Source organism: Sutcliffiella horikoshii (assembly GCF_002157855.1).
In the GTDB taxonomy this organism is placed as follows: domain Bacteria; phylum Bacillota; class Bacilli; order Bacillales; family Bacillaceae_I; genus Sutcliffiella_A; species Sutcliffiella_A horikoshii_C.
On the sequence record NZ_CP020880.1, the window covers coordinates 355,887 to 381,124 of the forward strand.

A 25,238-nucleotide genomic window follows, 5' to 3' on the forward strand; every position below is an offset into this window, starting at 1 on the left:
AGTTTTTATGGTACTGGGTTTTTACTGTGAATGAAAGGGACGCTTAGCAATTTGTTAGTGTAGGTGAGTGTATTGAGAAAACCAATTGATTTAAATTCACTAGTTAGTAGTTACAAAGATTTACCGGTGGAGATTTTTGAAGGTATCTTGAATTTTTTTGATTTTACTATGAGATATGAAGAAATTGATCAGATTTCTAATTTTATTTCTAATATTTATGTAGAAGATAGGTACTTTGGATATTTTTATGTAGGTTATAAAATACCTCAAATAGATAAGGAGTTTGATTTGCTTCGATTTGGTGAAAATTACATTTTAAATGTGGAAATAAAATCGATTTTAAAAGAAGAAGATGCTCGAGAACAGTTAGTCCAAAATAAATATTATTTATCTTCCTTAGGTAGGAAGTTAAAATTATTCACATATATTTCAGAAGATAATAGTTTTTATCAATTAGATGATGATGAAACTTTTAACCCAGTAGATTTTGCTGTTTTTGAAAAACTTTTAGTCAGTCAAAAAATAGAGCACCATCCAAATTTAGATACTTTATTTGACCCATCTGATTATTTAGTTTCCCCTTTCAATGATAGTGAGAGATTCAGAAAAGGGTCCTATTTTTTAACAAAACAACAGCAACAATTTAAGAATGAAATATTAAAGGGCTCCTCAAGGTTTATAATTCTAGAAGGGTTACCGGGTACAGGAAAAACATTATTACTATATGATTTAGCAAAAGAATTAAGCGAAACTCAAGAAATAGTTATAATTCATACGGGAGAATTAAATGTTGGCCATTTAATACTACATCAAGAATACAACTGGAGCATTATACCTATCAAAGAGGTTAAAGAGATAGAACAACTTAATCCTAAATTTATTTTTGTTGATGAAACTCAAAGAATGTATCCTTGGCAGCTAAAATATTTAATCGAATATATACAAAAAAATGATATATCCGGTATATTTTCTATTGATCCAAAACAGATACTTTCGCTTCGTGAACGTAACTACAATAATTTGGATAGACTCAAGTCTTTGGAGAACCGGGAGTTATTTAAGCTAAGTAAAAAAATTAGGACAAATAAAGAGCTTGGTGCTTTTATTAAAGGTTTGTTTAACTTGGAAAATATGAAGTATTGTAATAACACCGAAAATATCTCCATTCATTACTTTGGTGATATTAACCAAGCGAGAGGGTTTGCAGAAGGGTTGGAACGAGAGGGATGGCAGATTATTGACTATACAGGTCAGAATTTCAATGGTCAAGCTATCCAGAGGATGAAGTTAAACAGAGGATTGAATGCGCATAATGTTTTGGGACAAGAGTTTGATAAAGTACTTGTTTTAGTTGGTTCTACTTTTTATTACAATGATCAAAATAGTATTGCTGTAAGAAATGCAAACTATTATGATCCGGAGCGAATGTTCTATCAATCTGTTACTCGCGCGAGAAAACAAATCATGTTGCTGGTTGTAAATAATCCAGAGTTTATGAGTAAACTCATTAATGCAGTTAATAAAAAGCGTTCTTCTTAGGAATAGTTACTCAGAGCATTTTTCGACTTAAGGGTTTTAATGAGAAATCGTAAAGCAGTTATCAATATTTTCACATTAAAAAGACTCGTCATATGACGAGACTTTTTAATTCTAATTGTTTTATATGTTAAAAAGTGACTCATTCAGACTCGAATTTTTTGTTTATGCACTCGAATTCTAATCTTTGAGAAAATTAAACATCCTCTTCTGCATATCTATTTTCCACCTTAAAAAATAACTTAAGGGAAATAAAAGAAAACAACAATGCAATAATCTCTCTTGCATAAAAGCTGCCAAATGTAACTGTAGGAATAATATTCATAAGTGTGAGGTTAAATACAACGAAAAGGAAAGATATAATCAAGATGTACATATTAAAATGTGTTAACTTACCAATTGTCTTTTTCATGCGCTCACACTCCCTTTCTTAATTTATATTCGCTTTTCATTTGAAAGTTTCCTGCACAAAAATAATAACATTGTAAGTCAACGAGAAAAAGTGTGTTTAGAAAGTCTTTGTCAGATTAGTTAGGTTGAAGTAATTTTCCTTGATTCTTTGTTTATTTACGTTCCCTTTCAAAAAGTGTATTAATATATATGAAAGAATCAAGAAGTACACTATCTTACAAATTCAGGTTGTGTGTGGAAACTGTTTGTAAAACAAACTTTGAATAGAGAATGCAGTGAAAGGCTGTTATGGCTGTCTCATAGATTTTATAAATTAATCAAGTTTGAATTGGAAGGTTAAGAGTGGATAAGAAAGTTAATAATATCTTCACAATTCAGGTTAGATATATGTTGTTTGCACAGTACTTAATTTAACAATAATTTAACGCAATCCTATAAAAAGCCGTGAATTGTAGGTAAAGATGTTACAAAAAAAATATCAAAAATACGCTTTTATCGCGGTTTCATGAATAAATATTATAGATGTTACAGTTTAGTACATTATGGGCGGAATGATGTAATTCCGTTTTACTAAAAAGTAGCTACCTACAGAAATATTAATAAAGGACTACTTCCTAATTGAAGGGAGGTAGTCCTTTTTCTTTTTTCTATAAAAATTTGATAGTAATAGGTTCAATCATTTATAACCGAAAATGTTTGTTAGACTAAATGTTACAATTATTTTCCAGATCAAGAAGGTGAATGCAAAAATATGTAGAAATTAGTCATAATGATTAATTTGGTGTAAAAGCTTGGATGATTTTTAGATGAATTATTAATTGGGAACCAGGACTTTGCTTAACTTCTCAAAATAAATTATATATAGGAGTGGTTATATGATCAAAAAAATAAATATTTACGATTATGGAGTTTATAGAGATTTTATCTGGGATAATGCAATAGGAAATACAGATGATACCACCTTTGGGCATAGGAATATAATATATGGTAGGAACTATTCAGGTAAAACAACATTTTCAAGGTTATTTAGAAGCCTCGAAAATGGAGTACTTCATGAAGACTTTAATAATGGAAAGTTTTTGATTACTTTAGATGATGGTACAGAGATATCAGAACAAGAAATTGAAAAAAGCTCAAATAAAATTAGGGTCTTTAACTCTGATTTTAAGAAAGAAAATTTAAGTTTTTTGTACACTGATGAAGGTGAAATTCTCCCTTTTACAATACTAGGCGAACAAAATATTGAAATTGAAAAGAAAATTGATTTTGCACGAAGAAAAAATGATGACATAAAATTTGAACTATATGGAAAAAACAACGATGGCTTAGTTAATCGATTCATTACAGAAACGAAAAGAATTTCATCAATGGAGAAGGAAGTACAACAAAAAATAAGAGAAGCAGCAAGTAATATTAGAAACAATTCTTTATTTTTTGTTGCTACTGAGAAAAAGAAGCAATATGATAGTAGAGATTTTATTTTGGAAATACCGAAAGCTAAAGTATTAGATAATCTAACTGAAGAAAAACTTCGGAACATAATTAAAGAAGAAATTAAGCCGGTTTTAAATGAATTAAAGGATTTTGAATATAACGCCTCAAATCTGATAGTCGAAGCAAACGCACTATTAACACGAGAAATTAAACCTAGCAAAGTTATTGAAAGGTTAGCAAAAAATAGTTTACTACAACAATGGGTCAGAGAAGGAATTGCCTTCCATGAAAAGGAGCATAAAGAAGACTGTGCTTTTTGTGGGAATCCAATAGATAAACAATTATGGGAAGATTTTGATAGTCATTTCACTAGAGAAGTAGATGATTTTTCCTTAAAAATTGATAACTTAATCACAAAAATAGAAATTACAAAAGAGTGGATAATAAATTATCAATTACCGATAAAGAAATCAGAATTTTATTCCGTTTTTCAAGAAGAATTCATTTTTTGGGCTGAAGAATATGAATATCTTAAAAATGAAAGTATAATGCAACTAAATAAGACAATCGACATATTAAATGAGAGAAAACTTAGCTTATTTATCCCTATCAATACGACACTAAGAGTTACTGAATTAGAACAGCAAATTTCAACTAATATTTATAATATGAATAAATTAATTGAGAACCACAATGATTTTACAAACGGTTTTATGAATGAACAAGAGAAAGCAAGACGTCAGTTAAGACTCAACGAAATACAAAAGGTAATAAAGATTATTAACTATGAAAAAGCAAAAAAGAATATAGATGAAGAAAATAATAAGCTTCTGCGAATAGGTGCACAAAAAGATGCTCTAATTTTAGAGGCAAACGAAACAATGATAAAGATCGAAGAATTAGAAGCGATGATAAAAGATGAGCAAAATTCAGTCAAAGAGATTAATAACTATTTAAAAACGTTTCTTGGCCATCCAGAATTATATTTAAATTTAATAAATAGTAGCGGACCAGAAAAAAAATCGAAATTTGTGATAATGCGAAAAGAAGAAATGGCAAGAAATTTAAGCGAAGGTGAGCAAAGTTTAATTGCATTTTGTTATTTCTTGGCAACTCTTAAAGATATTTCAGATGTAAAAGATTATACTATTTTTATTGATGATCCTATTTGCAGTTTAGATAGCAACCATATTTTTTATGTTTACAGTTTAATTGATTCTGAAATAGCTAGTAAAAAATATAAGCAGGTTTTCATTTCAACGCACAATTTAGACTTTCTAAAATACCTACAGAAAATCACTAATCCCGAAAAAAATAAGCAAAGATTAAAACTCTATAAAAATAAGTACTGGTTAATAGAAAAATGTTTTAATGAAGAACACGAAGTTATAAGTACGGTCAAAAAAATGCCTAAGTATTTGGAAAAATACTCAACAGAATTTATTTACCTTTTTCATGAGATATATAGGGTAGCAAATGAAGAGCAGAACGATGAGAATTATCATGTATTTTACAATTTCCCTAACAATGCTCGAAAATTTATAGAAACGTATATGTTTTTCAAATACCCTGATATCCAGATGGGGAATGATAGAAGAATACTGTCTTTCTTTGGTGGAAAAGTGGAAGTTCGTTCATTTATTAACAGGATAAACAATGAATATTCACATGGTGAAGAACAGCCCGATAGATTGTTTAAACCGGTTAATATCCCAGAATTTAAAGAAAATGCAAAAATAATTTTAGAGGCCATTTCTATACGAGATAGTGAACAGTATGATGCATTCCTTAATAGTATAGGTGCTCTGTCACGAGTTACCGAACAAAGTATAGGAGGGGTATCTACAAACTAGCTTTGGTCGCTTTATGCTTTTATGTACAGGTTTGGAAAGCAGGAGGCATAATCTCTTGCCCTTTTATAAGAAGTACATATATATTTGCCTTCAAATAAAAAACAAGAAGGGATAGGGAATTAGTTTGAATGATACTTTTAGAAAACAAACAGTAAGTGATTTACCATACTCTGAACGTCAATTTTTGGTGATTAATAATAAAGTTGAGAAGTCGAATAGTTTCTCAAATCTATTTGATGAACTTGTTAATGGAATGGATGCACCCTATATACTAAAATATGTTATTCCTGTTCTGGGTTTGAATTTATTTAGGTTACCTGTAATTTTAGCATTTGGAGTGGGACTGGGTGTGAGAGAATTAAAAAAACTGAAAAATATAGAAAATTTGTTAGTTATTAATCCGGAAGAGGCAAAGACATTGGACTTTCCACCGGGTCATCCTAAAAAGGGTGTATTTTATATAGCGCATCCATCCAGTAGACCCCAAACGCTATTACACAACGGCTCAATATCATAGATTGGCATTTGAACACAAGTTTGGAGAGGCTATTTCTTTATTAATGTCTTTGGGTGCAAAGAGGTTACAGGTTGAACATAAAAAAGGATGGGATCAGAAATTTTCTTCAAACATATCTCTCGAAGTTCCTATAAAGAATGTTGATATTCAAGAAGAAACAAAGCAACAAAAGAAAAAAATAATAGGCTTCTATTTGAAGCAACACTAGACGGTGACAAAGAATCTTCATTACCTAATAACCTAATTTGGTATCATCACGAACCAACCTGGCAACAAATTTCAAATGGAAGATTAAATTATGGATTGAAAGAGTTTTCTTTGGTTGTTTCTTATGAAGATGAGTTTGGAGTGAATGCAGGATTAAAGAAAAAAATAAGTGACTGCAAATTTGAACTGGGTGGTTCTTTTGTATCGCATGAAGACACTGTTTGGAAAGTTAGAGGGGAGTTTTAGTTGAATGCTCAAAGAATTGTTTCGCAAATTAAAGCTTTATTATAGCTCTTTCTCCTCCACACCAGTCATCCCCTAGACATAGACAAAACTATGCAAGTAGTGGTCTTTACAGTAATTTATTTTCCTTTGATATTGGTATTATATTGAAGAAGATGGAGATGAGAACATGAATGAATTAAAAAAGTTGTCGTATGATGCAAGGGTGTATAAAGATTTAATAAAAGATTATACAAGTGACCCATATATTACACAAACAATAGACAACCTAATCAAATGTATTGATAAAAATGATTTACAAGGAGTTATATTATTTCTAGAAAGGTTAAAAAATTGGTATGACGTTAATATGATAAGAATACGTGCAAATGATTATGTTTTAAATTTAGATAGTCATATTTTAGCTTTTAACCAGATAAGAGAATACTACTCTTCTATAAGTGAAATTGAAGTCCAGGATGAAAAAAATAAGAAAGTAGATTATGCCTCCGTAAGTGAAAGTCAATCAGAGAAAAGCACTAATGGATATAAAATATTTATAAGCCATTCAAGTAAAGATGAACCTATCTGTACAGCGTTTGTACATTTATTAGAAGTATTGGGTGTTCCTGAAACAAATATATTATATTCCAGTTCAGAAAGATTTGGAATTCCTGCAGATATGAATATTTTTGACTATCTAAGAAGTAGTATAGTAGAAAACTTTATTGTTTATTATATGCTATCTGACAATTATTATGAAAGTGTATATTGTTTAAATGAAATGGGAGCTGTCTGGGTTAATCAAAATGACTTCTCAATTTATTTATTACCTAATATGTCGAAGTCTATAGTTGGAGTTATAGACTCTAATAAAAAAGGATATCGTCTAGATAATGCAATTAATTTAAATCAATTAAGAGAAAAGATTTCAAGAGATTTTAACAATAATATATCAAATAATAAATGGGACGAAGAAAAAGAGAAGTTTTTAAAAATTGTTTATGAATTTGCATGAAGCGCTAGGGCCGTCCTTTGTGTTAAGAACAAAAGCAGCGGGACGATTCTGTGCTTTCTTTAAACTCTAAGGAAGTAGGAGAACCGTCCCCTTGCTTCTTCGGTCTCATTTAGATCGAAGACCCCCTCTTTCCTAAATCATTAGGCAGGCTCACTGGGGAAGTAATCTAGCATACATGAAAACAAATGAAGAAAAAAAGGAGCGTCTAATATTGAATCTCCATATAATAAAAGACCGCGACTTCATCCCCCTCCCGCAATCAAAAATTTTACGGTAGCGAATACACTTAAACGTAGAAAAGACATAACTAGATGGAGCATTAGTTATGCCTATACTCGCGCTAGTTTTCAATTAATCTTTGTAAGATCCGTGTACCTGCTTCTAATTATTTGTCTAGTGCTGCTTTAATTGATTCATATGAAAAACTCAATGCCCAAGTCGCACCCACACCATATAAATTAGTTGGAGTTGTATATGTGCTTTTTATTTTTACAGCTACGATTTTTTTATTAAGTTCTACGGCTTTAGCAATTTCCCATGTTACCCAGTCACTGTTATGAGTGTTTTCCCCAACTAGACAAAGGAAAACTGAGCTATCACTAATCTTTCTTTTTATTACACTCTTTATGTACGTGGCATTTGTTGAATTGATTGAAATTCCTACTGATGTATCATCAAACTTAATATCGAAATGACCACTATCATTTTTTGACCATGCAACCAATAAATTTTTATAGATCGTATCTTCATTGGCAGAATGATAGCTTACAAATACTGTTTTAGACATGTCTTATCCCCCATTGTTTTTACTGTTTAAGTTTGCCCAATTAACGTTTTCTTTTGAAATAATACTTTCTACTCTTTCAACAAAATACTTAAAAGGATCTTCAATTCCGTTATAAACACCGGTTTTTGTTAAAAACATATACTTTTCATGTTTCAATGTTTCGCAAATACTCCTATATTCTATCCAATTTTCATGATATTTTGAGAGGCTTAACCAGCCTTCAATACCAGCGATAATAACTCCAAGTGTGCCCACAATGGTAGCCCATACTTTAGCCTCTGCTATAAAGCCAACGAACAGTGGAATAGAAGCAGAAATAATAATTACTAAACGTTTCATCCATTTGTAGTATCTCTGTGCCTGTCCGCTTTTTTTATCGTACCAGGAAATTTGGTCTTCTAACCTTTCTATCAAATACTCTTGTTCGGTCAACTAACCACCCCTATCAAATGATGTTCGGTTAAATGATTAAAAGAAAAGCCAAAGGTTCTTCGGGTATTATTTATTGTGGTGAAATATTCCACATAGCTTTCGTGCCTGAAATCCATTCGGTGTAAAAGAGCTCATATGGACTGTCTCCCGAAACTCCAAAAAATACTGTCCCAGAAGAATTTTTCCCAGGTTGCAATGTTGCATCAAAATTATCTAACGGATAAACTTCCATCAAGGTTCCATTAGCATCATATAACTCTAATTCATACGCATTAAAATAAATCTCTTCTTGTGTGGAGTTCTGTAGCGTAATTTCTAAGGCTAATACTTCTTCAGGGTTCTCATCCGCATATTCATTACGCTCTTCAGTTAAGGAAACCCCATTAATTGTAATGACATATCCGGCCACATCCACTTTATCACCAACTGCAAAGGTACCCAATTCTTCTCCGCCAGCTGTTTCTCCTGATTCATCAAATTCTAGTTCTTCGTTATTTTCCATCACAACATATCCAGAAAGATCAACTACTTTGATAATCGGCTCCTCATTTCTGAAAAAAGCAGAATGTTTATAAAACTGCCTAATAATAGCATCAGTAAAAGGTGCAGTCATTGAGTTCTCCAATGTATCTCCGTCAGAGTTATTTAGAGTTATAACTATGTTAATATCGTCTTCCATCTTAGCTTCACTATATATTATTTCACCTGACTCATCTGGAGTAGTCATTTCTTCTAGCAATTGTTCAAATTGCTTTTTTGAAAGGTTAATATTCTCCCAGTCTGACTCACTCATATTCTCCCAATCTATGTCTTCAAGATTGGCTACTGATTCTTCACTATTTCCAGCGGAAGCGCTCTCTTTTGGAGCGTCAACCTTTTTAGATGATTCCTCAGATCCACATGCTGCTAAAATACCCACAAATATAACCATACCTAAAATCATTGTTATATTCTTTAACAATTAAAACTCTCCCTTTTATTAATATTATGTAAAAATAGGCTTTAAACCCAGTGTTGCCTCGAAAAAATACCATCACGATTACAATGATAGTAATTATGTATTTCTACATGATTGCATGTCTCCAAGTTTCTTGAATTTTTTAAGTTTCTCGATCACCTCTTTGTAATCTAGGATTTTTTTCCATTCTTTTGAGAACCCCTTGGCACTTCGCATGGAGTATTTTTAAATATCGCGCACCAATTTTCTTGAACAACTTACCTCCATTTCCATAATATCACTTTTATGGATTGGAAAAAACAATGTTTCTAAAAAAGAAATAAAAAGACTTTTCCTCGCTTAAAATGAAATGTATTAGAATATGAAGCAAAAAGGAAGTGGGGTTAGTTTGGTTATTTCCTCATCGATTGCAGAGGGAAGGGGATTGTCAAATTACCAAAAACATTAACATTGATAACCTAGATAGGGACGCCTAAAAAATGTATTTGGGTTTACTTTAATGAGCCGTCGGAGGAGAAAATAAGGCATTTGGACAATACGTTTCACTTCCATCCATTGGCGATAGAGGATTGCATACATAGATTGAAACGCCCGAAGCTTAATCATTATGCGGATGATAGATGGTGTTTATGATATGAACAGATCTCCTGGAACTGGTACTATGCAGAAGGCTTAAGTGAAATATTTATATGTTTGTAATGAACTATTAGGATTTGGCTATCTATGGGTCTGATAATATTTTGAAATAGCATGGATAGTATGTTACCAAAGTGCATTGGGGCCATTTAAGCGCTCAGCAGGAAGCAGGAGAAACGTCCCTCTACTTCCTGCACTGAATGGGGCGTGACAGACGGGCTTTCTTTTGGAATTAGGAACTTGAAGTAAGAAGTTAATCCCCGCTACTTTTTCCAAGCAAAATCAAATATAATTACTTGGAAAAGTACATTGAAGTAGGGTGATAAAATGATACATACATATTCAGGAGAAACCATCCATTTTGAGATAAAATACAAAAATCGCAAATCCATTGCAATTCGTATGGACGTCTATGGAAATGTGGAAGTCCAGGCTCCTAAAGGTACAGAGGATGAAAAAGTGATTCGATTGCTGGAGGAAAGGTGGGAACTGATTCAAGAAAAATCGAAGGAAATGAAGGACAGACTGCGTGGGCAGCAGGAGAAGGAATACAGCCAGGAGGAGAAGGTTCTTTATTTAGGAAACACCTATCCTGTAAAAGTTTATCAAGATATTACTATTGAACAAGATTATGTCGTGTTTGATGAAAAACATATAAATGTATATGTGAAACAGGTGGAGGACGGAAAGATAAAACAGGCTTTAAAGAGATTTTATTACCAGCAATGCAAAGCTATCGTGGAGAAGAGTGTAAAATCCTATCAAAGTAACTTTAAAGTAAAACCACGGTCGATCCGTATATCTGATAGTAAGACTACATGGGGAACGTGTGATTCCCAATTACAGTTAACTTTCAATTGGAAGTTGGCGATGGCTCCAATGAAAGTAATTGATTATGTAGTAGTACACGAAATGTGCCATATGATTCATCTCAATCACGACCGATCCTTCTGGCGACTTGTAGGAAAAATATCGCCTGATTATAAAGAGCAGGAAAGTTGGTTGGCGCAGTCAAGTTGGAAGATGAATATTTAGGCAGGAGAGGCTTCTTTTTTATATCTTCGCTGTCGTGAAGATACCCATTTTTCATTGTTTGATCGTCCGTATGACCAAGTCGGAAAGGAAGAGGACGCCCCCTATATGTGAAACTGCGACAACAGTTCCACGGGAGACGTCCCACACTTTCTTCATAATTTGATTCATCAGTTTTGATATCTGTTAGAGGTTGGATATTAAGGTCATAATCGACTGTGACCTCCATCTGCTCCCATCTGTTTGACCATTCTTCCTTATTAAGGGGTTTTGAGAAAGGTCTCAAGGTATACGTTCTTAATTGAAAAGGATCAACCTTATTCTCTTGAAGCTTTTTTAAAAAATTGGTAGTCTGTTCTTCTAAATACAATTCAATTTCCGTCTCGAATGTTGAAAGTCCATCCTGGGTGAGCACGTTTTGTTCCCGGGCTATTTCGTCAAGTCGTCCGTTCAACTGAACGGTGAGCTTCAGTTCAGAATATGTCTTATCCATATACCAATTGACATTGGCTGTCACATGGCCTAGAACAAAAGATAAGTCACGGATAGGAAAATACTTTAAAAAGTGATCGTTGCCGATAAGCTGGTAGATTTGCTCTTCCATGTTGTTGGTGGTTTCGATCAATTTGTCATTTTTAAAAATACCAGTACCTTGATATTGGAAATTACCACTACTAGCTTCAAATACAGGTGCTACAGGAGAATTAGCTGGTGAATGAAGCATTTTCATGAATTGATGCAAATTCACAACGGTCAATTTCCCCTGACCTTCGTAATGTTTGAACATCCGATAGAGATAATAGTCCAGGTCTTTTTGTGCTGCAAGTTGACTGTTGATGTACTCATCAAAATCCCCTTTGACAATGGCTACATACAAACGTTTAGAAATATCAGGATCTGTCAAAATCGTATCAATCAATGGACTGATCCCTTCTTTTGCAATTTCATCACTGATCAACAGCATCCGGAGTTGTCCAACTTTCAATTCCCTATAATACTTTAGATTGAAACCCTTCATGCCTTCTTTTAACATGTCGACTTGAACAGTCAAAAGGCGTTTCTTTTCTTTTACAAGGGGAGGTATCAACGTGCTCATTCTGTAGTTCTCCCCTTCTCCTTTCTGAATCGACCAAAAAGTCACAGGCGCGATTTCTTCAATCAGATTTTTTTCTGGAATAGGTGAACAACTTGATAAAAAGATTATATTAACAAAAATGACAAAATGTATTTTGATATGTTTATGTTTCATACTAGTCACGGACCTTTCGCTTTAAAGAGAGGAAAAGAAATAATGGTACGAATAAATAAGTGAGTGCTCCTGCCCATATCGCTAGTTCTAACAAAATATTTTGATTAGTTGCCTTTTTCCACAACATTTCATTAAGTATCATTAAACAAAGGATAATTGTAGAACAACATAATGCAAAACCTAATCGAGTCGTTTGAACTTTTGATTTCTTTAGAGTGATGCGAATGGCACCATAAAAAAGTAAGAGGAATATTGATATGGCGAATACAAAGTGAAATAAGTATACAGAGATAAAAATTATATCAATTCGCTCAAATACCGGAAAATTAAGGTAGCGTATCATTTCCACGACCGGCAATTTGTTTTCTCCAAGATAATGGGATCCGAAAAAAAACAAAGATGCAATGAATATAAACAGATATTCAAAAACGGTAAATGTATTTCCGATTGTCATGTATTTGAGGATTTTTTCTCTCGTATTGAACCAAGGTGCAAGTAAAACCAAATATTCTGGCCCAGATAAGGCGGACCATATAAACAACACACTTTTCCATGATTTCATCGTCCATTCATATGGTATTAACGGAAATAGATCATGTATAGTAGCAAAAGGCTGAAAAGGGAATTTCAATAATAACAAAAGCATTGGAGCTGTAAACAAAAAAGCGATGACGATAAAACGGATCGTACTGTTCATCCCTAGTGAAGCAACATACCAGCAAATAAGCAAAATGAAAAGGATCATCCAATTCGTATTCACTGCAGGGAAGATAAAATGTTGTACTACTTCTACATATCCAAGTGTGATTACTGTTACTTTTAATAAAATGAAACCGATTCCGATGAAAGAAAGTAACCGTACCATACGCTCACCGAAAAGGTCTACAAAACCTTCGTAGCCTTTGGATGCATACTTGGAAGTAAACCATTTCGATAACATGAATATACTGACCTGTGATAGTCCGCCTACGATGATAATCATCCAAATCATATAGGGGTATATGAGAAAAACTGGCATGATGATTGCAAAATATAGCATCTGTATCCTGTTGACCATCAAAGTCATATAAACACCGTCATATGATGAGGTTTTCTCGAACAATGAAAGTTCAGTCAATGGGATTATCTCCTTCGGCTATAACGCCATTTCTGTAAAGGATGAAGAGCCTCTGGCCTTGTTTTCATCCATTGCAATGGTCCGCGAATAAATAGATCAAGCCAATCTTTTCCATAAAAAGGTGTAACAGGCACTAAATATGGCTGCTTCAAGGAAGTAAGTGCGTTCATATGGACAAAAAGTAAAAGGATTCCCATAAAAATGCCCATTACTCCAAGATAAGAAGCAAGGATCAATAGTATGAACTGTATCAAAGTGTTGGCTTTGGACATCAAATAATTCGGCACTAGAAACGAAGCGATAGCAGAAATACCAACCAAAACGATCAGAACTTGACTAGCGAACCCTGCTTCTACAGCTGCCTGTCCAACGACAATCCCACCGATGACGCCTAATGTTTGACCAGATTTTGTAGGCATTCTTAGACTTGCTTCTTTAATGATTTCAATTGTTACCAACATAATGAGCGATTCCCAAAACGGGCTTAGTGGCAATTGACTTCTCGTATCCACAAGGACGAATAAAATTTGCAAGGGAATCATCTGATAATGATGTGTCGTTAACGCAACATATAGTGGAATCATCAGTAAGGAGAACATGAAACTTAAATATCTTATGATCCGCAAGAAGCTTGCAACAATCCAACGATTAATATAATCCTCAGGTGATTGGAATAAATGGAAAAAGGTGATTGGAGCATTCAGAGCAAACGGTGTATTATCGACCAGTATGACAAGTTTACCAACGCCAAGTGCGAAGGCACACACATCAGGACGGTCAGTTTGTTGAAATTGTGGAAAGACAGTATGTGTGTGATCTTCCATAAAAGCTGCTAGTTGGGAGGAGTCAAGGATTTGGTCAAAATTGACATTTTTGATTTTTTCCCTGGCAATCGTTATGAATTTAGTATTGGTTATACCTTCGATATACATTAAGACAACATTTGTTTCAGTTAGTGATCCAACCGTGAATTTTTCTGTTTTCAAGGTTGTTATTGGCAGCCTTCTGCGAATCAATGCTATATTCTGTTCTATGTTTTCAGTGAAACTGTCCTTGGCTCCATAAAGGATTGTTTCTGTTTCAGAGGTTTCTATCGCTCTTCCTGACGAATCTTTAAGATTGACTGAACACCATTGATTTTCATCGGTGTCAAAAATAAGGATGGATCCCAGCATCAATTGTTTTTCGGCCTCTTCCACCGTTAAAGTTCCTGGAATGTTGGTGGCGGAAATACATTCCAATTGATTTTCATTGCTACAGTTCCGTAAAGGTTGAATGACAGATTCATTCAACCTTTCGTTATCAATCAATGTTCTTATGTATACCAGTATAATGGTCGAAACATTAGGTGTTTGATGTTCTATTATTTCAGCGTCTTCCATATTGCCTAAGCGTTCACGGATAACCTCTAGTGTGATTGGTGTATGTTGGGCTTGCTCTGTGCTAATTCTCACGCTTGTACTCGTCCCCTTCCAAAACATGAACATCAATCTCCAGATAAGATAATAATGTATTTGCACCATTGATATTGTGTTCAAAATCAGCCAATTTATACCATCAGAAAAGTTTATAATAAATATAATATATTGTTATTGGTTAACCTATTTCTGTAAAAGTAAGGAGGGTTTAGAAAATGGATCAGGTTAATCACCAAGAGAAAATTAATGCCTCAGAATATGGCATCATCTGGTCACAATATGTAAATGATAGTATGTCACGTTGTGTTTTTCGTTATTTCTTAAATGATGCTAAGGATGAACATACTCGTGCTTTACTTCAATTTGCCTTAGAATTATCAGAAACCCATATAGAAAGAACAAAACAATTTTTAATACAAGAAAACTATCCCATTCCAATAGGGTTCACAGATGATGATGTAACGGTAACCGCTCCTAGTTTATTTACGGATACATTTAAGGTTATTTATCTGCAAATTATGGCGATACACGGCTTGACTAGATATGCTGGTGCAACAAGTGTTTGTATTCGAGAAGATGTCAGAAAATATCTTATTGAATGTACTTCTCAAACGTTGGAATTATATGATAGGGTCACTAGCGTCGCTTTATCAGAGGGAATTCTTAGTAAGCCTCCTACATTAAATAACAAACAAAAGATTGATTTTATTAAGAAACAAAACTATTTAACTGGATGGTTCGGAAAGCGAAGACCGATAAATGCTATCGAAATCAGTGGTGCACATCTAAATATGCAAAAAAACATGGTCAAAATGGTATTAGAATTAGGATTCGGTCAAGTATGCCAATCTAAAGAAGTGCGAGAGTATTTTGAACGTGCTCGAAAACTTTGTAAAAGGCACTTTCATATACTGGGTGTAATGTTAGAAGAGGAGAATCTCCATAAACCAAGGATATTTGAATCAGAAGTAACCGATTCAACCGTACCTCCCTTTTCTGATAAGCTTATGCTTTTCCATATAGCCACACTACTATCTGCTGCACTTGGTTATTATGGGGAGGCTTTATCAATGTGTCAAAGAAGAGATTTATCCGCTGATTACGCTCGAATGAATATGGAAATTGCTTTAATCGCTGAAGATGGTATGAATCTATTAATTGAAAACGGTTGGATGGAACAACCCCCTACTGCCACTGACCATGAAAACCTGACGAAGAATTAGAACAAGGTGTTCATACTTTCCTTGTATCATGGATACATATAAGAGTTTTTTGTACGAACTAAAAAAGCAGACCCAAACGGATCTGCTTTTGTTTATGATGGATTTGTTGACCATAATCCAGCTGTTTTTACAAATACTCTTGGATTAAATTTCAAACTAGCCACGACTAATTCTGCAAGGTCTTCTGGGTGCATCACGTTTTCTTCATTGCCTTTAACAAGATTTGTATCAATCGCTAAATCTGTAACGACCGTACTTGGTGTTAAAGCAGTGACACGAACATTATGTTTTCTTACTTCTAGCATAAGTGATTCTGTTAGTCCTAAAACAGCGAATTTAGAAGCACTGTATGCACTTGTAACAGGAGCACCTTTTTGGCCGGCTGATGAAGAGATATTGATGATATCTCCTGATTTTCTTTCGATCATTCCTGGTAATACTGCTCTTGTTACATTATACACACCCATTAAATTGACTTGGATGATTTTTTCCCATTCATCTGGTGTTAGATCAAGGAACCCTCCAAATTTAGCAACACCAGCATTGTTGATTAGGATATCAATTGGGCCTAAGTCTGATTTGATATGTTCTACAGCATGGGTAACGGATTCAAGATCGGTTACATCTGCTGTTGCTGCAGACACCTTCACATCAAATTGTTGTAGTTCTGCAGCTACCTTTTCTAAATTAGACATATTTAAGCCGATTAGGCCTAAATGAACGCCCTCTTTTGCTAAGGCGATAGCAGTAGCACGTCCAATGCCTCTTCCTGCGCCTGTAACAATTGCTGTTTTTCCATTCAAAGAAATCATTTTATCACTCCTAAAATTATTATAAATAGTAGTTCATTTTAGCAGAAAGACCGCAAACTTGCTTATAAACAGCTTGCGGTCTTTCCTATTTAGAACTCGAGGATTAATATATTTATTCTAAGTTGGCGTGTTTACCGTACATTTTATTGGTATCCAAGCCTTTTTTCTCCATGAACCGAAGAATCACAGCGTCGTAAAATAGTAAAAGTGTTTGCTCAAATAAAGAGCCCATTGGTTGAATCGTCTTAAAATTACTCTCCGACTGATCTTTAGGTGATCCAGGCATCTTAATAGTGATATCCGCTAATTGTCCAATAGTGGACTCAGGGAAAATCGTTACAGCTGCAATAGTCCCACCGATGCTTTTTGCTTTCTCAGCCATGGAAACTAAACCTTTTGTTTCTCCTGAACCTGATCCAATGATTAAGATGTCATCTTTTTCAAAGGTAGGGGTTACTGTTTCGCCAATCACATAGGCATCTATCCCCATGTGCATCATTCTCATGGCAAATGATTTGGCCATAAATCCAGATCTACCTGCGCCAGCAACAAAGATTTTTTTGGATTCAAGAATCCCATTAACTAATTTTTCAGCTTCATCATTGGAAATTAAATCTCCCGAGCGAATTAACTCTTTTATGATTTTAGCTAGGTATTGAGTTGTATTCATGATCTGAATTACCCTTGATTAATCATTTGTTGCATTTTTGCAGCAGCAGCTTTTTTATCAGCTTGTCCAGTAATCCCGCCACCTACAATGACAAGGTCTGGTTGTACTTTGATAACTTCTGGAAGTGTGTCTAACTTAATACCACCTGCGATTGCAGTTTTAGCATTTTTCACAACACTTTTGATGGTTTGTAAATCTTCAAAAGAGTTCTTTCCAACTGCTTGAAGATCGTAGCCAGTATGAACACAAATATAATCAACGCCCATAGCGTCCACTTCTTTTGCACGTCCAGCAAGGTCTTTAACAGCAATCATATCAACAAGGATTTTTTTACCTTGTTTTTTCGCTTCTTCAACAGCACCTTTAATGGACATATCTTCAGCAGTTCCAAGAATTGTCACGATATCTGCACCAGCTTCAGAAGCTTTCATTACTTCATAACCAGCTGCATCCATGATTTTTAGGTCTGCTAATACCTTTAAGTTAGGGAATGCTTCTTTTACTGCTTTTACTGCATGAAGTCCTTCATTGATTACAACCGGTGTACCGATTTCGACGATATCAATGTGATCCTCCACTTCTTTAACTAACTCAATTGCTTCCGGAATATTTACTAAATCTAATGCTAATTGTAATTCCATCTATATTCACTCCTATAATTTTTTTTATTGTTGTACAGTGATAGCTTTTCCACCATGGCCTATCACTGAACAATTGCAAGTATACAACGTATGTTTCACTATTAAAAGTACGCACTTTTATTTTACATAGTGCTAAAAAGTATACCGTGATACAAATCGCTGTTTGTGACACCTTCCGTTTAAATAGCCCGCTTATTATGCCCAAAGCTTCAACACATAAAAAATACTGTTCTCAAAAAATTAATATCATATATGTTTGTGGCCAGGGAGAGGATGCTCACACTGGCTTTTAATTTTTTTTGCACATAAATAGAAGAGTTAATTTCCTATGGTATACATTTTGTTAGTAAGTTATTTTTTTATCACTATTTAAATAAAAAGTGCGTACTTCCATTTGAAAAATGTAGGTATTATACTTACATCTTGTTGCAACAATGTTTCACGAAATACTGAAATTTATTTCTGATTTTGGAGGTATGTAAAATGGAGGCAATGACATTTGTCTTATTTGGGGCGACAGGGGACTTAGCAAAAAGAAAAATCTTCCCTGCTCTATATAATTTATTTTTGGATAAAAAATTACCTCTGCCCATCTCCATTATTGGGGTGGGCAGAGGAGAATTATCAGATACTGATTTCCAAAAACATGTGAAAGATTCTTTAAAAGCATTTTCTAGACGATCACTTCATGACGATTCAAACCTTGAAGTGTTTATCCGTGCCTTTCGTTATAGCCATGTAGATGCTATCAAGGCTGAAGGATATAAAGGATTACTTGAGCTCATTAAACAACGTGAGGAAGAATTGAATATTCCAGAAAATCGTATGTTCTACCTATCTGTTGCTCCAGAGCTTTTTAATGTGATTGCTTCCAACATTAAAGAGAGTGGTCTAGGTTCTACTAAAGGTTGGAAACGTCTTATTATCGAAAAACCGTTTGGGCATGACCTAAAATCAGCTCAAGTATTAAACGATAAACTAAGCAAAGCTTTTGATGAAGAAGAAATTTTTCGCATCGACCACTATCTTGGAAAGCCGATGGTACAAAACCTGGAAGCGTTAGGATTTGCAAATCCAGTGCTTCAAGCATTATGGAACAACCAATACATTGCAAATGTGCAAATAACTGCAACCGAAACAGTTGGGGTTGAAGAAAGAGCTGATTATTATGATAAAGCTGGGGCTATTCGCGACATGTTTCAAAATCATATGCTACAAATGTTGATGATGACAGCAATGCAGCTGCCAAAACAAATTAGTGCAGAAGAGATCCGCAATGAAAAGAGAAAAATAATAGAATCACTTCGTCCGTTAAAGAAAGAGAATGTAATGAATCATGTGATTCGAGGTCAATATGGTCCTGGTGAAATCCAAGGTAAACCAGTTGTTGGCTATACGGGAGAACCTGAAGTTGCTCCTTCTTCATTAAATGACACATTTGTAGCTGCCCGTCTATATGTGGATGATGATTTTTGGAGAGGGGTTCCTTTCTATATCCGTACAGGAAAAAGAATGACAGAGAAATCCACCCGAATTGTGATTGAATTCAAAAATACTTTAAAGGATTTGTATAGGGGTCAAGAAGAAGAAACTGCGCCAAATCTATTAGTGATTGAAATCAATCCAAACGAAAGTGTTTCATTACAATTAAATAGTAAAAACCCATTAAACAATGGAAAAATCGAACCAGTCAGTGTTGATTTTTCTTCTAAGCAAGAAGATGTTCCTGAAGCGTATGAGCGTTTAATTTACGATGCAATGCGTGGCGACTCAACATTCTTTGCGCATTGGAAAGAAGTGGAGTTGTCTTGGAAATGGGTACAGCCTATCTTAGAGGCTTTTGAGGAAAATACAATTCCCCTTCAATTATATCCATCCGGGTCAACGGGACCAGATGCTTCCCGTCGATTATTGGCAGAGGAAGGATATAAATGGTGGTAGTAATAAAAGATGAACAATATTAAGGAGGAAATGAATATGAAAATTGGATTAATTGGTTTAGGAAAAATGGGATTAAACTTAGGTCAAAATTTAATTGATAACAAGCATGAAGTAGTAGCTTTCGATGTAAATAGAAGTTCCGTTGAAGAAATGAAGAAATACGGTGCTCAAGGTACATCTGATTTAAAAGAACTTGTTGCATCATTAGCAAAACCAAGAGTTGTATGGATTATGGTTCCGCATGCTGTAGTGGATTCAGTAATTGCTGAAATGACACCATTATTAAGCGCTGGAGATATCGTAATTGAAGCTGGGAATTCTCACTATAAGGAATCCATCCGCAGATATAACCAGCTAAAGGAGGTAGGAGTTCACTTCATGGATGCCGGTACTTCTGGTGGAATGGAAGGTGCTCGTAATGGAGCATGTTATATGATTGGTGGAGACCCTGAAGCCTGGAGCGTCGTGGAACCTATTTTCAAGGATACAGCTGTCGAAAATGGATTTATCTATGCTGGTAAAGCAGGGAGCGGCCATTTCTTAAAAATGATTCACAATGGAATTGAATACGGAATGATGGCAGCGATTGGTGAAGGATTCGAGGTGCTAGAAAAAAGCGAATTCGATTTTGACTACGAAAAAGTAGCTAGAGTGTGGAATAACGGCTCCGTTATTCGTTCATGGCTCATGGAGTTGACTGAACGTGCATTTTCAAAAGATGCAAAGCTAGATGAAATTAAAGGGATTATGCACTCTTCTGGTGAAGGGAAATGGACAGTTGAAACAGCTCTAGATTTACAAGCAGCCACTCCTGTTATCGCAATGTCGCTTTTGATGCGTTACCGTTCATTAGACAACGATACCTTTACAGGTAAAGTGGTAGCTGCATTAAGAAACGAATTTGGTGGACATGGTGTTGAAAAAAACTAAAAGAATTACATCTGTTATTTGTGAGATGGTAATGAAACAATAAATATGATGGTAGGAAAGGATGTGTAGTTCATGAATGTATTGGATGCAAAAATGATAAATACTCAGTATGGAATAGAAACTTATCTAGATCTATTGGAAAATGTTGAAGTGAAAGACGTTCAATATGTTACAGAGACAGCTTCTTTTTACGAAATCACTATAGGTGTAGAGTATTTTCGGTTGAGGAATGAAAATTATTATAATAGTGAAAAGAGATATTTTAAGATACGGATGAATTCTGATTTAAATGCTATTACTATAATAGAAACAAAAAGAGAAAGTTTATTTGCTGTGAAAAATGAATTTGAAAGATCTGCAACAAAAGAACTGATTGGAGAGTGGCTAATAAAAAGCAGTGCTTTCAGAAAAGTTCTTAGTGATTTGATAGATGATAAGAAAATGGAAAACGTTAAAACGGAGGAAAATATAATAGGAACAATAGGAACAATTAGGTTCCTGGAGAAACTACTTGAAATCACAACAGAAGATATTTTAAGTGCTCGTGTTGAAAGCTCTCACTAGTTTCCGTAACGCATCTTCCTATTGAACATCAGAATAGAGAATAATATGTTCACTGCTAATGTAATTAGTATGGAAGGATATAACAAGTACAGACTTATATTTTATTTAGTGAAAAAAGTATACTATGGGCTATAATAAATATGGAGGTGATGATAAATGTCGCGAATGCAGGAAAAGATGTTTAATTGTGAAAAAGAATTAACACTTTCCGTTATCGGTGGTAAATGGAAGATGCTTATACTATGGCATCTAGGGAAAGAGGGAACGAAGCGATTTGGTGAATTGAAAGCTCTAATGCCAGGGATTACGCAGAGAATGCTAGTTAATCAATTGCGAGAACTGGAAGAAGACTTGATTGTAAAACGCGTAGTCTATCCCGTGGTTCCTCCAAAAGTAGAATACTCCCTTACTGAACAAGGAAGAAGCTTGATGCCGATTCTCGATGCTATGTATAACTGGGGAAAAGATTATATGGAAACTGTTGGGTTGAATCCTTTAGTAAGATAAAAGTCTTTTAGGTGGAATCTTACTGGTGATTTATGGTTGACTCCGGTCGAGGTAGTCAACCTCTTTTTTAATTACTGCTAAAAATTAGTATAAATGTAATTAATCATTTCATTGACTTTTTAAACTGTATTAATTAATATTACAGTACAGGTGCCAAGAGGAAGTGAAATCCAGTGAATAGTGAATTTACGATAGCCGTTCATAGCTTAGTTCTTTTAGCGCATTTGCCTGATCATATGGCAAGTAGTCAAAAGATTGCAGACAATGTTTCCACAAATCCAGCAAGAATTCGTAAAATAATGAGTTGTTTGCGTAACCATGGATTTGTACGAACAAAGGAAGGAATAGGAGGAGGCTACATTCTTCAAAGAGATCCTGATGAAATTACATTGGGGCAAATCTATCGCTCAGTGTCAGGTGCAACGATTAAACCAAATTGGTGCTCTGGAGATCCTGAAGAGGAATGTGTGGTTGCTTCTAATATTCAACTTGTGATGGATGAGGTCTTTGAGGAAACCGATCAATATTTTTCAGCGTACCTCGATCGTATTTCCATTGCATCCATCTTAAAGAAAATAAAACAATATTAATAAGTTGTTTTATTTTTGATTTAAATGTAATCTTTTTTGTTACAGATGGGAAATGCTATTTTAGTTAGATGTTTTAGGTTTCTTTTTGTGTAAACTGTAACTATTTTAAGTTCAGTTAATTTCGATAAATCTTATGAGGTTTCATTCAATAAAATAAAGAAAGGTATGATAAATGTATGGTTATGTCAAATGCAAAACATAGACACGTTTGCGACAGATGCCTAACGATAACTAAAGAAATTGGTCATTGTCCTAAATGTGGCCATTCCGAATTACGACCATTCATGTTTTTTTTACAGAGTGGGGGCAAATATCATGTCGCAAATCAAAAATCAGTGAAGCAAGAAACTGCATAATTAACAGGCAAGTTCACTTATTAAACATAGGAAGACTGATAGGTTAGTTATAAAAGGGGAGAGTTTAAAAAGTATGAATAAATTTGAAAAGCACAAAGGTTATTCACGTACATTTCAAGAAAACAAACTTTCACTCGGGTTATTCTTTCCTTTAGAAGCATATAAGGGAAGTATGCCGGTCATGGATTTAAAGCATCAGATAGATCTTGCTCGAATAGCTGAGCAGGCTAATTTCGCTTCTTTATTTGTTAGAGATGTTCCGTTGAATGACCCGTCCTTTGGTGATGTTGGTCAAATATATGATCCTTGGGTATTTCTAGGTTACTTAGCAGCTCAAACAAAAGAGATTGCATTAGGGACAGGGAGCATTGTGACGACACTACGTCATCCACTTGATCTAGCGAAAGCCGCTGCATCTGTAGATCAAATATCCAATCAAAGGCTTCTTTTGGGTATTGCAACTGGAGACCGACCTATTGAATTTTCTGCATATAAAGTTAACCAAGAAGAACGAACCGAATTATTTCAAGAGTCATTTTTTGTTATGAAAGAGGCATGGAAACAGTCATTCCCACTGATCAACTCACAAAGAGTTTGGTTAGAACAAGGTGACCTCTTGCCAAAACCAGTTTTATCAGATATTCCAGTTTTCGTGACAGGTCGTTCAGGACAGTCACTGGAGTGGATAGCAAAAAACAGTGATGGTTGGATTAGTTACCCACGAAACATTGATGTACAAGCTAAACTCATTGATGATTGGCGTTCTTTAACGTATGATTTTCAGCCATTTTCTCAATCACTTTATATTGATTTAGCAAAAGATCCGGATGAAGGTCCTACTCCTATTCACCTTGGGTTTAGGAGTGGATACAAATTTTTAATTGAATTTCTGAATCGCTTACAAGAAATTGGAGTTAATCATGTTATTTTGAATTTAAAATATGGTCAACGTCCGGCAGAGGATGTAATTAATGAATTAGGAGAAAAGGTAGCACCTCAGTTTCCTGCATTTAAGTAACATTTAATTGAATAAGAGATTGAAAGGTGGTGAGAGGTATGAAGAAAAGACCAGAAGATACAAGAGTAGTAGTCGGTATGTCTGGAGGTGTTGATTCATCGGTTACAGCTTTGCTGCTTAAAGAGCAAGGATATGATGTAGTTGGCATTTTTATGAAAAATTGGGATGATACTGATGAAAGTGGTTTCTGTACAGCAACTGAAGACTACGAAGATGTGATTAAGGTTTGTAATCAAATTGGGATCCCGTATTATGCTGTTAATTTTGAAAAACAATATTGGGATAAAGTCTTCACATACTTTCTAGAGGAGTACAAATCAGGTCGGACACCTAATCCTGACGTCATGTGCAATAAAGAGATCAAATTTAAGGCCTTTTTAAATCATGCGATGTCCATTGGGGCTGACTATATCGCAACAGGTCACTATGCACGAGTCGAAGAAAAAGATGGACAATTCCGATTGTTGAGAGGTGCTGATTATAATAAAGACCAATCATACTTCCTTAATGCTCTTTCTCAAAAGCAATTATCGAAAACTATGTTTCCGCTTGGGCATTTATCCAAAAAGGAAGTGCGTGAGATTGCGATAGAGGCAGGTCTTGCAACAGCAAAGAAAAAAGATAGTACGGGTATTTGCTTTATCGGTGAACGAAATTTTAAGGAATTTTTAAGTGGTTTTTTGCCAGCTCAACCTGGTGAAATGCAAACCTCAGATGGAGAATTTAAAGGTCACCATGATGGTCTTATGTATTATACTATTGGTCAACGTCAAGGTCTTGGCATTGGCGGATCGGGGGAGCCTTGGTTTGTCATTGGTAAAGACTTAAAGCGTAATATTCTGATTGTCGGTCAAGGGTTTCATAACGAAGGACTTTATTCAGAAGGTTTAGAGGCTATTGGTATGAATTGGTTTAAAACAGATCTAACTTTTAAGCAAGAATTTAGTTGTACCGCCAAAATGAGATACCGTCAAGAGGATCAAGAGGTAACAGTGTATCCGCAAGAAGATGGAACAGCAAAGATTTATTTTCACAAAAGACAAAGGGCTATTACCCCCGGACAAGCGGTTGTTCTGTATGATGGTGATATATGTATTGGTGGGGGAACAATAGACCGTGTTATTAAAAAATGGGAGAATGCCTAAATCCGTTTTTAACT

25 protein-coding genes are annotated in these 25,238 nt (G+C 34.7%); 15 read left to right on the forward strand and 10 right to left on the reverse strand.

What is annotated here, in order from left to right:
* The first annotated feature begins 63 nt into the window (after positions 1-63).
* Positions 64-1,539, forward strand: coding sequence for a DNA/RNA helicase domain-containing protein (locus tag B4U37_RS01935; RefSeq protein WP_245840032.1), 1,476 nt, complete (start codon positions 64-66; stop codon positions 1,537-1,539).
* A gap of 193 nt (positions 1,540-1,732) precedes the next feature.
* Here B4U37_RS01935 and B4U37_RS01940 read toward each other — a convergent pair whose 3' ends face one another.
* Complete coding sequence (locus tag B4U37_RS01940) at positions 1,733-1,948, reverse strand: hypothetical protein (RefSeq protein ID WP_088016843.1); 216 nt, start codon at positions 1,946-1,948, stop codon at positions 1,733-1,735.
* 874 nt (positions 1,949-2,822) lie between these two features.
* On the opposite strand from B4U37_RS01940, the gene B4U37_RS01945 reads away from it, so the two are divergent.
* The 4 genes from B4U37_RS01945 (at position 2,823) to B4U37_RS22155 (ending at position 7,198) form a co-directional block, all read left to right on the forward strand.
* Complete coding sequence (locus tag B4U37_RS01945; RefSeq protein ID WP_088016844.1) at positions 2,823-5,234, forward strand: AAA family ATPase; 2,412 nt, start codon at positions 2,823-2,825, stop codon at positions 5,232-5,234.
* 124 nt (positions 5,235-5,358) lie between these two features.
* Positions 5,359-5,751 carry a hypothetical protein gene (locus tag B4U37_RS01950; RefSeq protein ID WP_088016845.1) on the forward strand — a complete coding sequence of 131 codons (393 nt, stop codon included), beginning with the start codon at positions 5,359-5,361 and terminating at the stop codon, positions 5,749-5,751.
* 303 nt (positions 5,752-6,054) lie between these two features.
* Positions 6,055-6,204 carry a hypothetical protein gene (locus B4U37_RS21750; protein ID WP_157663682.1) on the forward strand — a complete coding sequence of 50 codons (150 nt, stop codon included), beginning with the start codon at positions 6,055-6,057 and terminating at the stop codon, positions 6,202-6,204.
* A gap of 166 nt (positions 6,205-6,370) precedes the next feature.
* Positions 6,371-7,198: a toll/interleukin-1 receptor domain-containing protein gene (locus tag B4U37_RS22155; RefSeq protein WP_198317067.1), complete on the forward strand. Its 828-nt coding sequence runs from the start codon at positions 6,371-6,373 to the stop codon at positions 7,196-7,198.
* 385 nt (positions 7,199-7,583) lie between these two features.
* Here B4U37_RS22155 and B4U37_RS01960 read toward each other — a convergent pair whose 3' ends face one another.
* The 3 genes from B4U37_RS01960 to B4U37_RS01970 all read right to left on the reverse strand — a co-directional run bounded on the left by B4U37_RS01960 (position 7,584) and on the right by B4U37_RS01970 (position 9,378).
* Positions 7,584-7,985 carry a TIR domain-containing protein gene (locus B4U37_RS01960; RefSeq protein ID WP_088016846.1) on the reverse strand — a complete coding sequence of 134 codons (402 nt, stop codon included), beginning with the start codon at positions 7,983-7,985 and terminating at the stop codon, positions 7,584-7,586.
* Positions 7,986-7,988: 3 nt separating this feature from the next.
* A complete protein-coding gene (locus B4U37_RS01965) occupies positions 7,989-8,417 on the reverse strand; it encodes a DUF4231 domain-containing protein (RefSeq protein WP_088016847.1) in 429 nt (142 codons plus the stop codon).
* A 70-nt stretch (positions 8,418-8,487) separates the two neighbouring features.
* The gene (locus tag B4U37_RS01970) at positions 8,488-9,378 is read right to left on the reverse strand and encodes a DUF4352 domain-containing protein (protein ID WP_088016848.1); all 891 of its coding nucleotides are present in this window, start codon (positions 9,376-9,378) and stop codon (positions 8,488-8,490) included.
* Between the two features lie 525 nt (positions 9,379-9,903).
* Between B4U37_RS01970 and B4U37_RS21755 the strand changes: the two genes are divergently transcribed.
* Positions 9,904-10,008 carry a hypothetical protein gene (locus tag B4U37_RS21755; RefSeq protein ID WP_342746489.1) on the forward strand — a complete coding sequence of 35 codons (105 nt, stop codon included), beginning with the start codon at positions 9,904-9,906 and terminating at the stop codon, positions 10,006-10,008.
* Between the two features lie 330 nt (positions 10,009-10,338).
* Positions 10,339-11,046: a M48 family metallopeptidase gene (locus B4U37_RS01975; protein ID WP_088016849.1), complete on the forward strand. Its 708-nt coding sequence runs from the start codon at positions 10,339-10,341 to the stop codon at positions 11,044-11,046.
* Here the strand turns inward: B4U37_RS01975 and B4U37_RS01980 are convergent.
* The 3 genes from B4U37_RS01980 to B4U37_RS01990 are packed head-to-tail and all read right to left on the reverse strand — an operon-like array spanning position 10,943 to position 14,890.
* On the reverse strand, positions 10,943-12,292 hold the full coding sequence (locus B4U37_RS01980) for a Ger(x)C family spore germination protein (protein WP_010191736.1): 1,350 nt from the start codon (positions 12,290-12,292) through the stop codon (positions 10,943-10,945). The two genes, B4U37_RS01975 and B4U37_RS01980, sit on opposite strands and share 104 nt — an antisense overlap.
* A gap of 1 nt (position 12,293) precedes the next feature.
* Positions 12,294-13,409 carry a GerAB/ArcD/ProY family transporter gene (locus B4U37_RS01985; RefSeq protein WP_010191735.1) on the reverse strand — a complete coding sequence of 372 codons (1,116 nt, stop codon included), beginning with the start codon at positions 13,407-13,409 and terminating at the stop codon, positions 12,294-12,296.
* Positions 13,410-13,414: 5 nt separating this feature from the next.
* On the reverse strand, positions 13,415-14,890 hold the full coding sequence (locus B4U37_RS01990; RefSeq protein ID WP_010191734.1) for a spore germination protein: 1,476 nt from the start codon (positions 14,888-14,890) through the stop codon (positions 13,415-13,417).
* Positions 14,891-15,042: 152 nt separating this feature from the next.
* Between B4U37_RS01990 and B4U37_RS01995 the strand changes: the two genes are divergently transcribed.
* Positions 15,043-16,050 carry a DUF3231 family protein gene (locus B4U37_RS01995; RefSeq protein WP_010191733.1) on the forward strand — a complete coding sequence of 336 codons (1,008 nt, stop codon included), beginning with the start codon at positions 15,043-15,045 and terminating at the stop codon, positions 16,048-16,050.
* 92 nt (positions 16,051-16,142) lie between these two features.
* On the opposite strand, the gene B4U37_RS02000 is transcribed toward B4U37_RS01995, so the two are convergent.
* The 3 genes from B4U37_RS02000 to hxlA form a co-directional block, all read right to left on the reverse strand.
* Positions 16,143-16,862: a 3-ketoacyl-ACP reductase gene (locus B4U37_RS02000; RefSeq protein WP_088016850.1), complete on the reverse strand. Its 720-nt coding sequence runs from the start codon at positions 16,860-16,862 to the stop codon at positions 16,143-16,145.
* 112 nt (positions 16,863-16,974) lie between these two features.
* Entirely contained in the window at positions 16,975-17,532 is a 558-nt protein-coding gene (hxlB, locus tag B4U37_RS02005; RefSeq protein ID WP_010191730.1) for a 6-phospho-3-hexuloisomerase, read from the reverse strand.
* Positions 17,533-17,540: 8 nt separating this feature from the next.
* Positions 17,541-18,173, reverse strand: a complete 633-nt coding sequence (gene hxlA / locus B4U37_RS02010; protein ID WP_010191728.1) for a 3-hexulose-6-phosphate synthase — start codon at positions 18,171-18,173, stop codon at positions 17,541-17,543.
* A 483-nt stretch (positions 18,174-18,656) separates the two neighbouring features.
* Here hxlA and zwf point away from each other — a divergent pair, with 483 nt between their 5' ends.
* From zwf to mnmA, 7 genes are all read left to right on the forward strand, one after another.
* Positions 18,657-20,114 carry a glucose-6-phosphate dehydrogenase gene (gene zwf, locus B4U37_RS02015; RefSeq protein ID WP_088016851.1) on the forward strand — a complete coding sequence of 486 codons (1,458 nt, stop codon included), beginning with the start codon at positions 18,657-18,659 and terminating at the stop codon, positions 20,112-20,114.
* Positions 20,115-20,150: 36 nt separating this feature from the next.
* Positions 20,151-21,044, forward strand: a complete 894-nt coding sequence (gene gnd, locus B4U37_RS02020) for a phosphogluconate dehydrogenase (NAD(+)-dependent, decarboxylating) (protein ID WP_088016852.1) — start codon at positions 20,151-20,153, stop codon at positions 21,042-21,044.
* Between the two features lie 72 nt (positions 21,045-21,116).
* Positions 21,117-21,608, forward strand: a complete 492-nt coding sequence (locus tag B4U37_RS02025) for a hypothetical protein (protein ID WP_010191724.1) — start codon at positions 21,117-21,119, stop codon at positions 21,606-21,608.
* Positions 21,609-21,764: 156 nt separating this feature from the next.
* Positions 21,765-22,115 carry a transcriptional activator HxlR gene (gene hxlR / locus B4U37_RS02030; RefSeq protein WP_010191723.1) on the forward strand — a complete coding sequence of 117 codons (351 nt, stop codon included), beginning with the start codon at positions 21,765-21,767 and terminating at the stop codon, positions 22,113-22,115.
* Positions 22,116-22,288: 173 nt separating this feature from the next.
* On the forward strand, positions 22,289-22,705 hold the full coding sequence (locus tag B4U37_RS02035; RefSeq protein WP_010191722.1) for an Rrf2 family transcriptional regulator: 417 nt from the start codon (positions 22,289-22,291) through the stop codon (positions 22,703-22,705).
* A 429-nt stretch (positions 22,706-23,134) separates the two neighbouring features.
* Complete coding sequence (locus B4U37_RS02040; RefSeq protein WP_088016853.1) at positions 23,135-24,079, forward strand: LLM class oxidoreductase; 945 nt, start codon at positions 23,135-23,137, stop codon at positions 24,077-24,079.
* 38 nt (positions 24,080-24,117) lie between these two features.
* Positions 24,118-25,224 carry a tRNA 2-thiouridine(34) synthase MnmA gene (mnmA, locus tag B4U37_RS02045; protein ID WP_088016854.1) on the forward strand — a complete coding sequence of 369 codons (1,107 nt, stop codon included), beginning with the start codon at positions 24,118-24,120 and terminating at the stop codon, positions 25,222-25,224.
* Positions 25,225-25,238 lie beyond the last annotated feature (14 nt).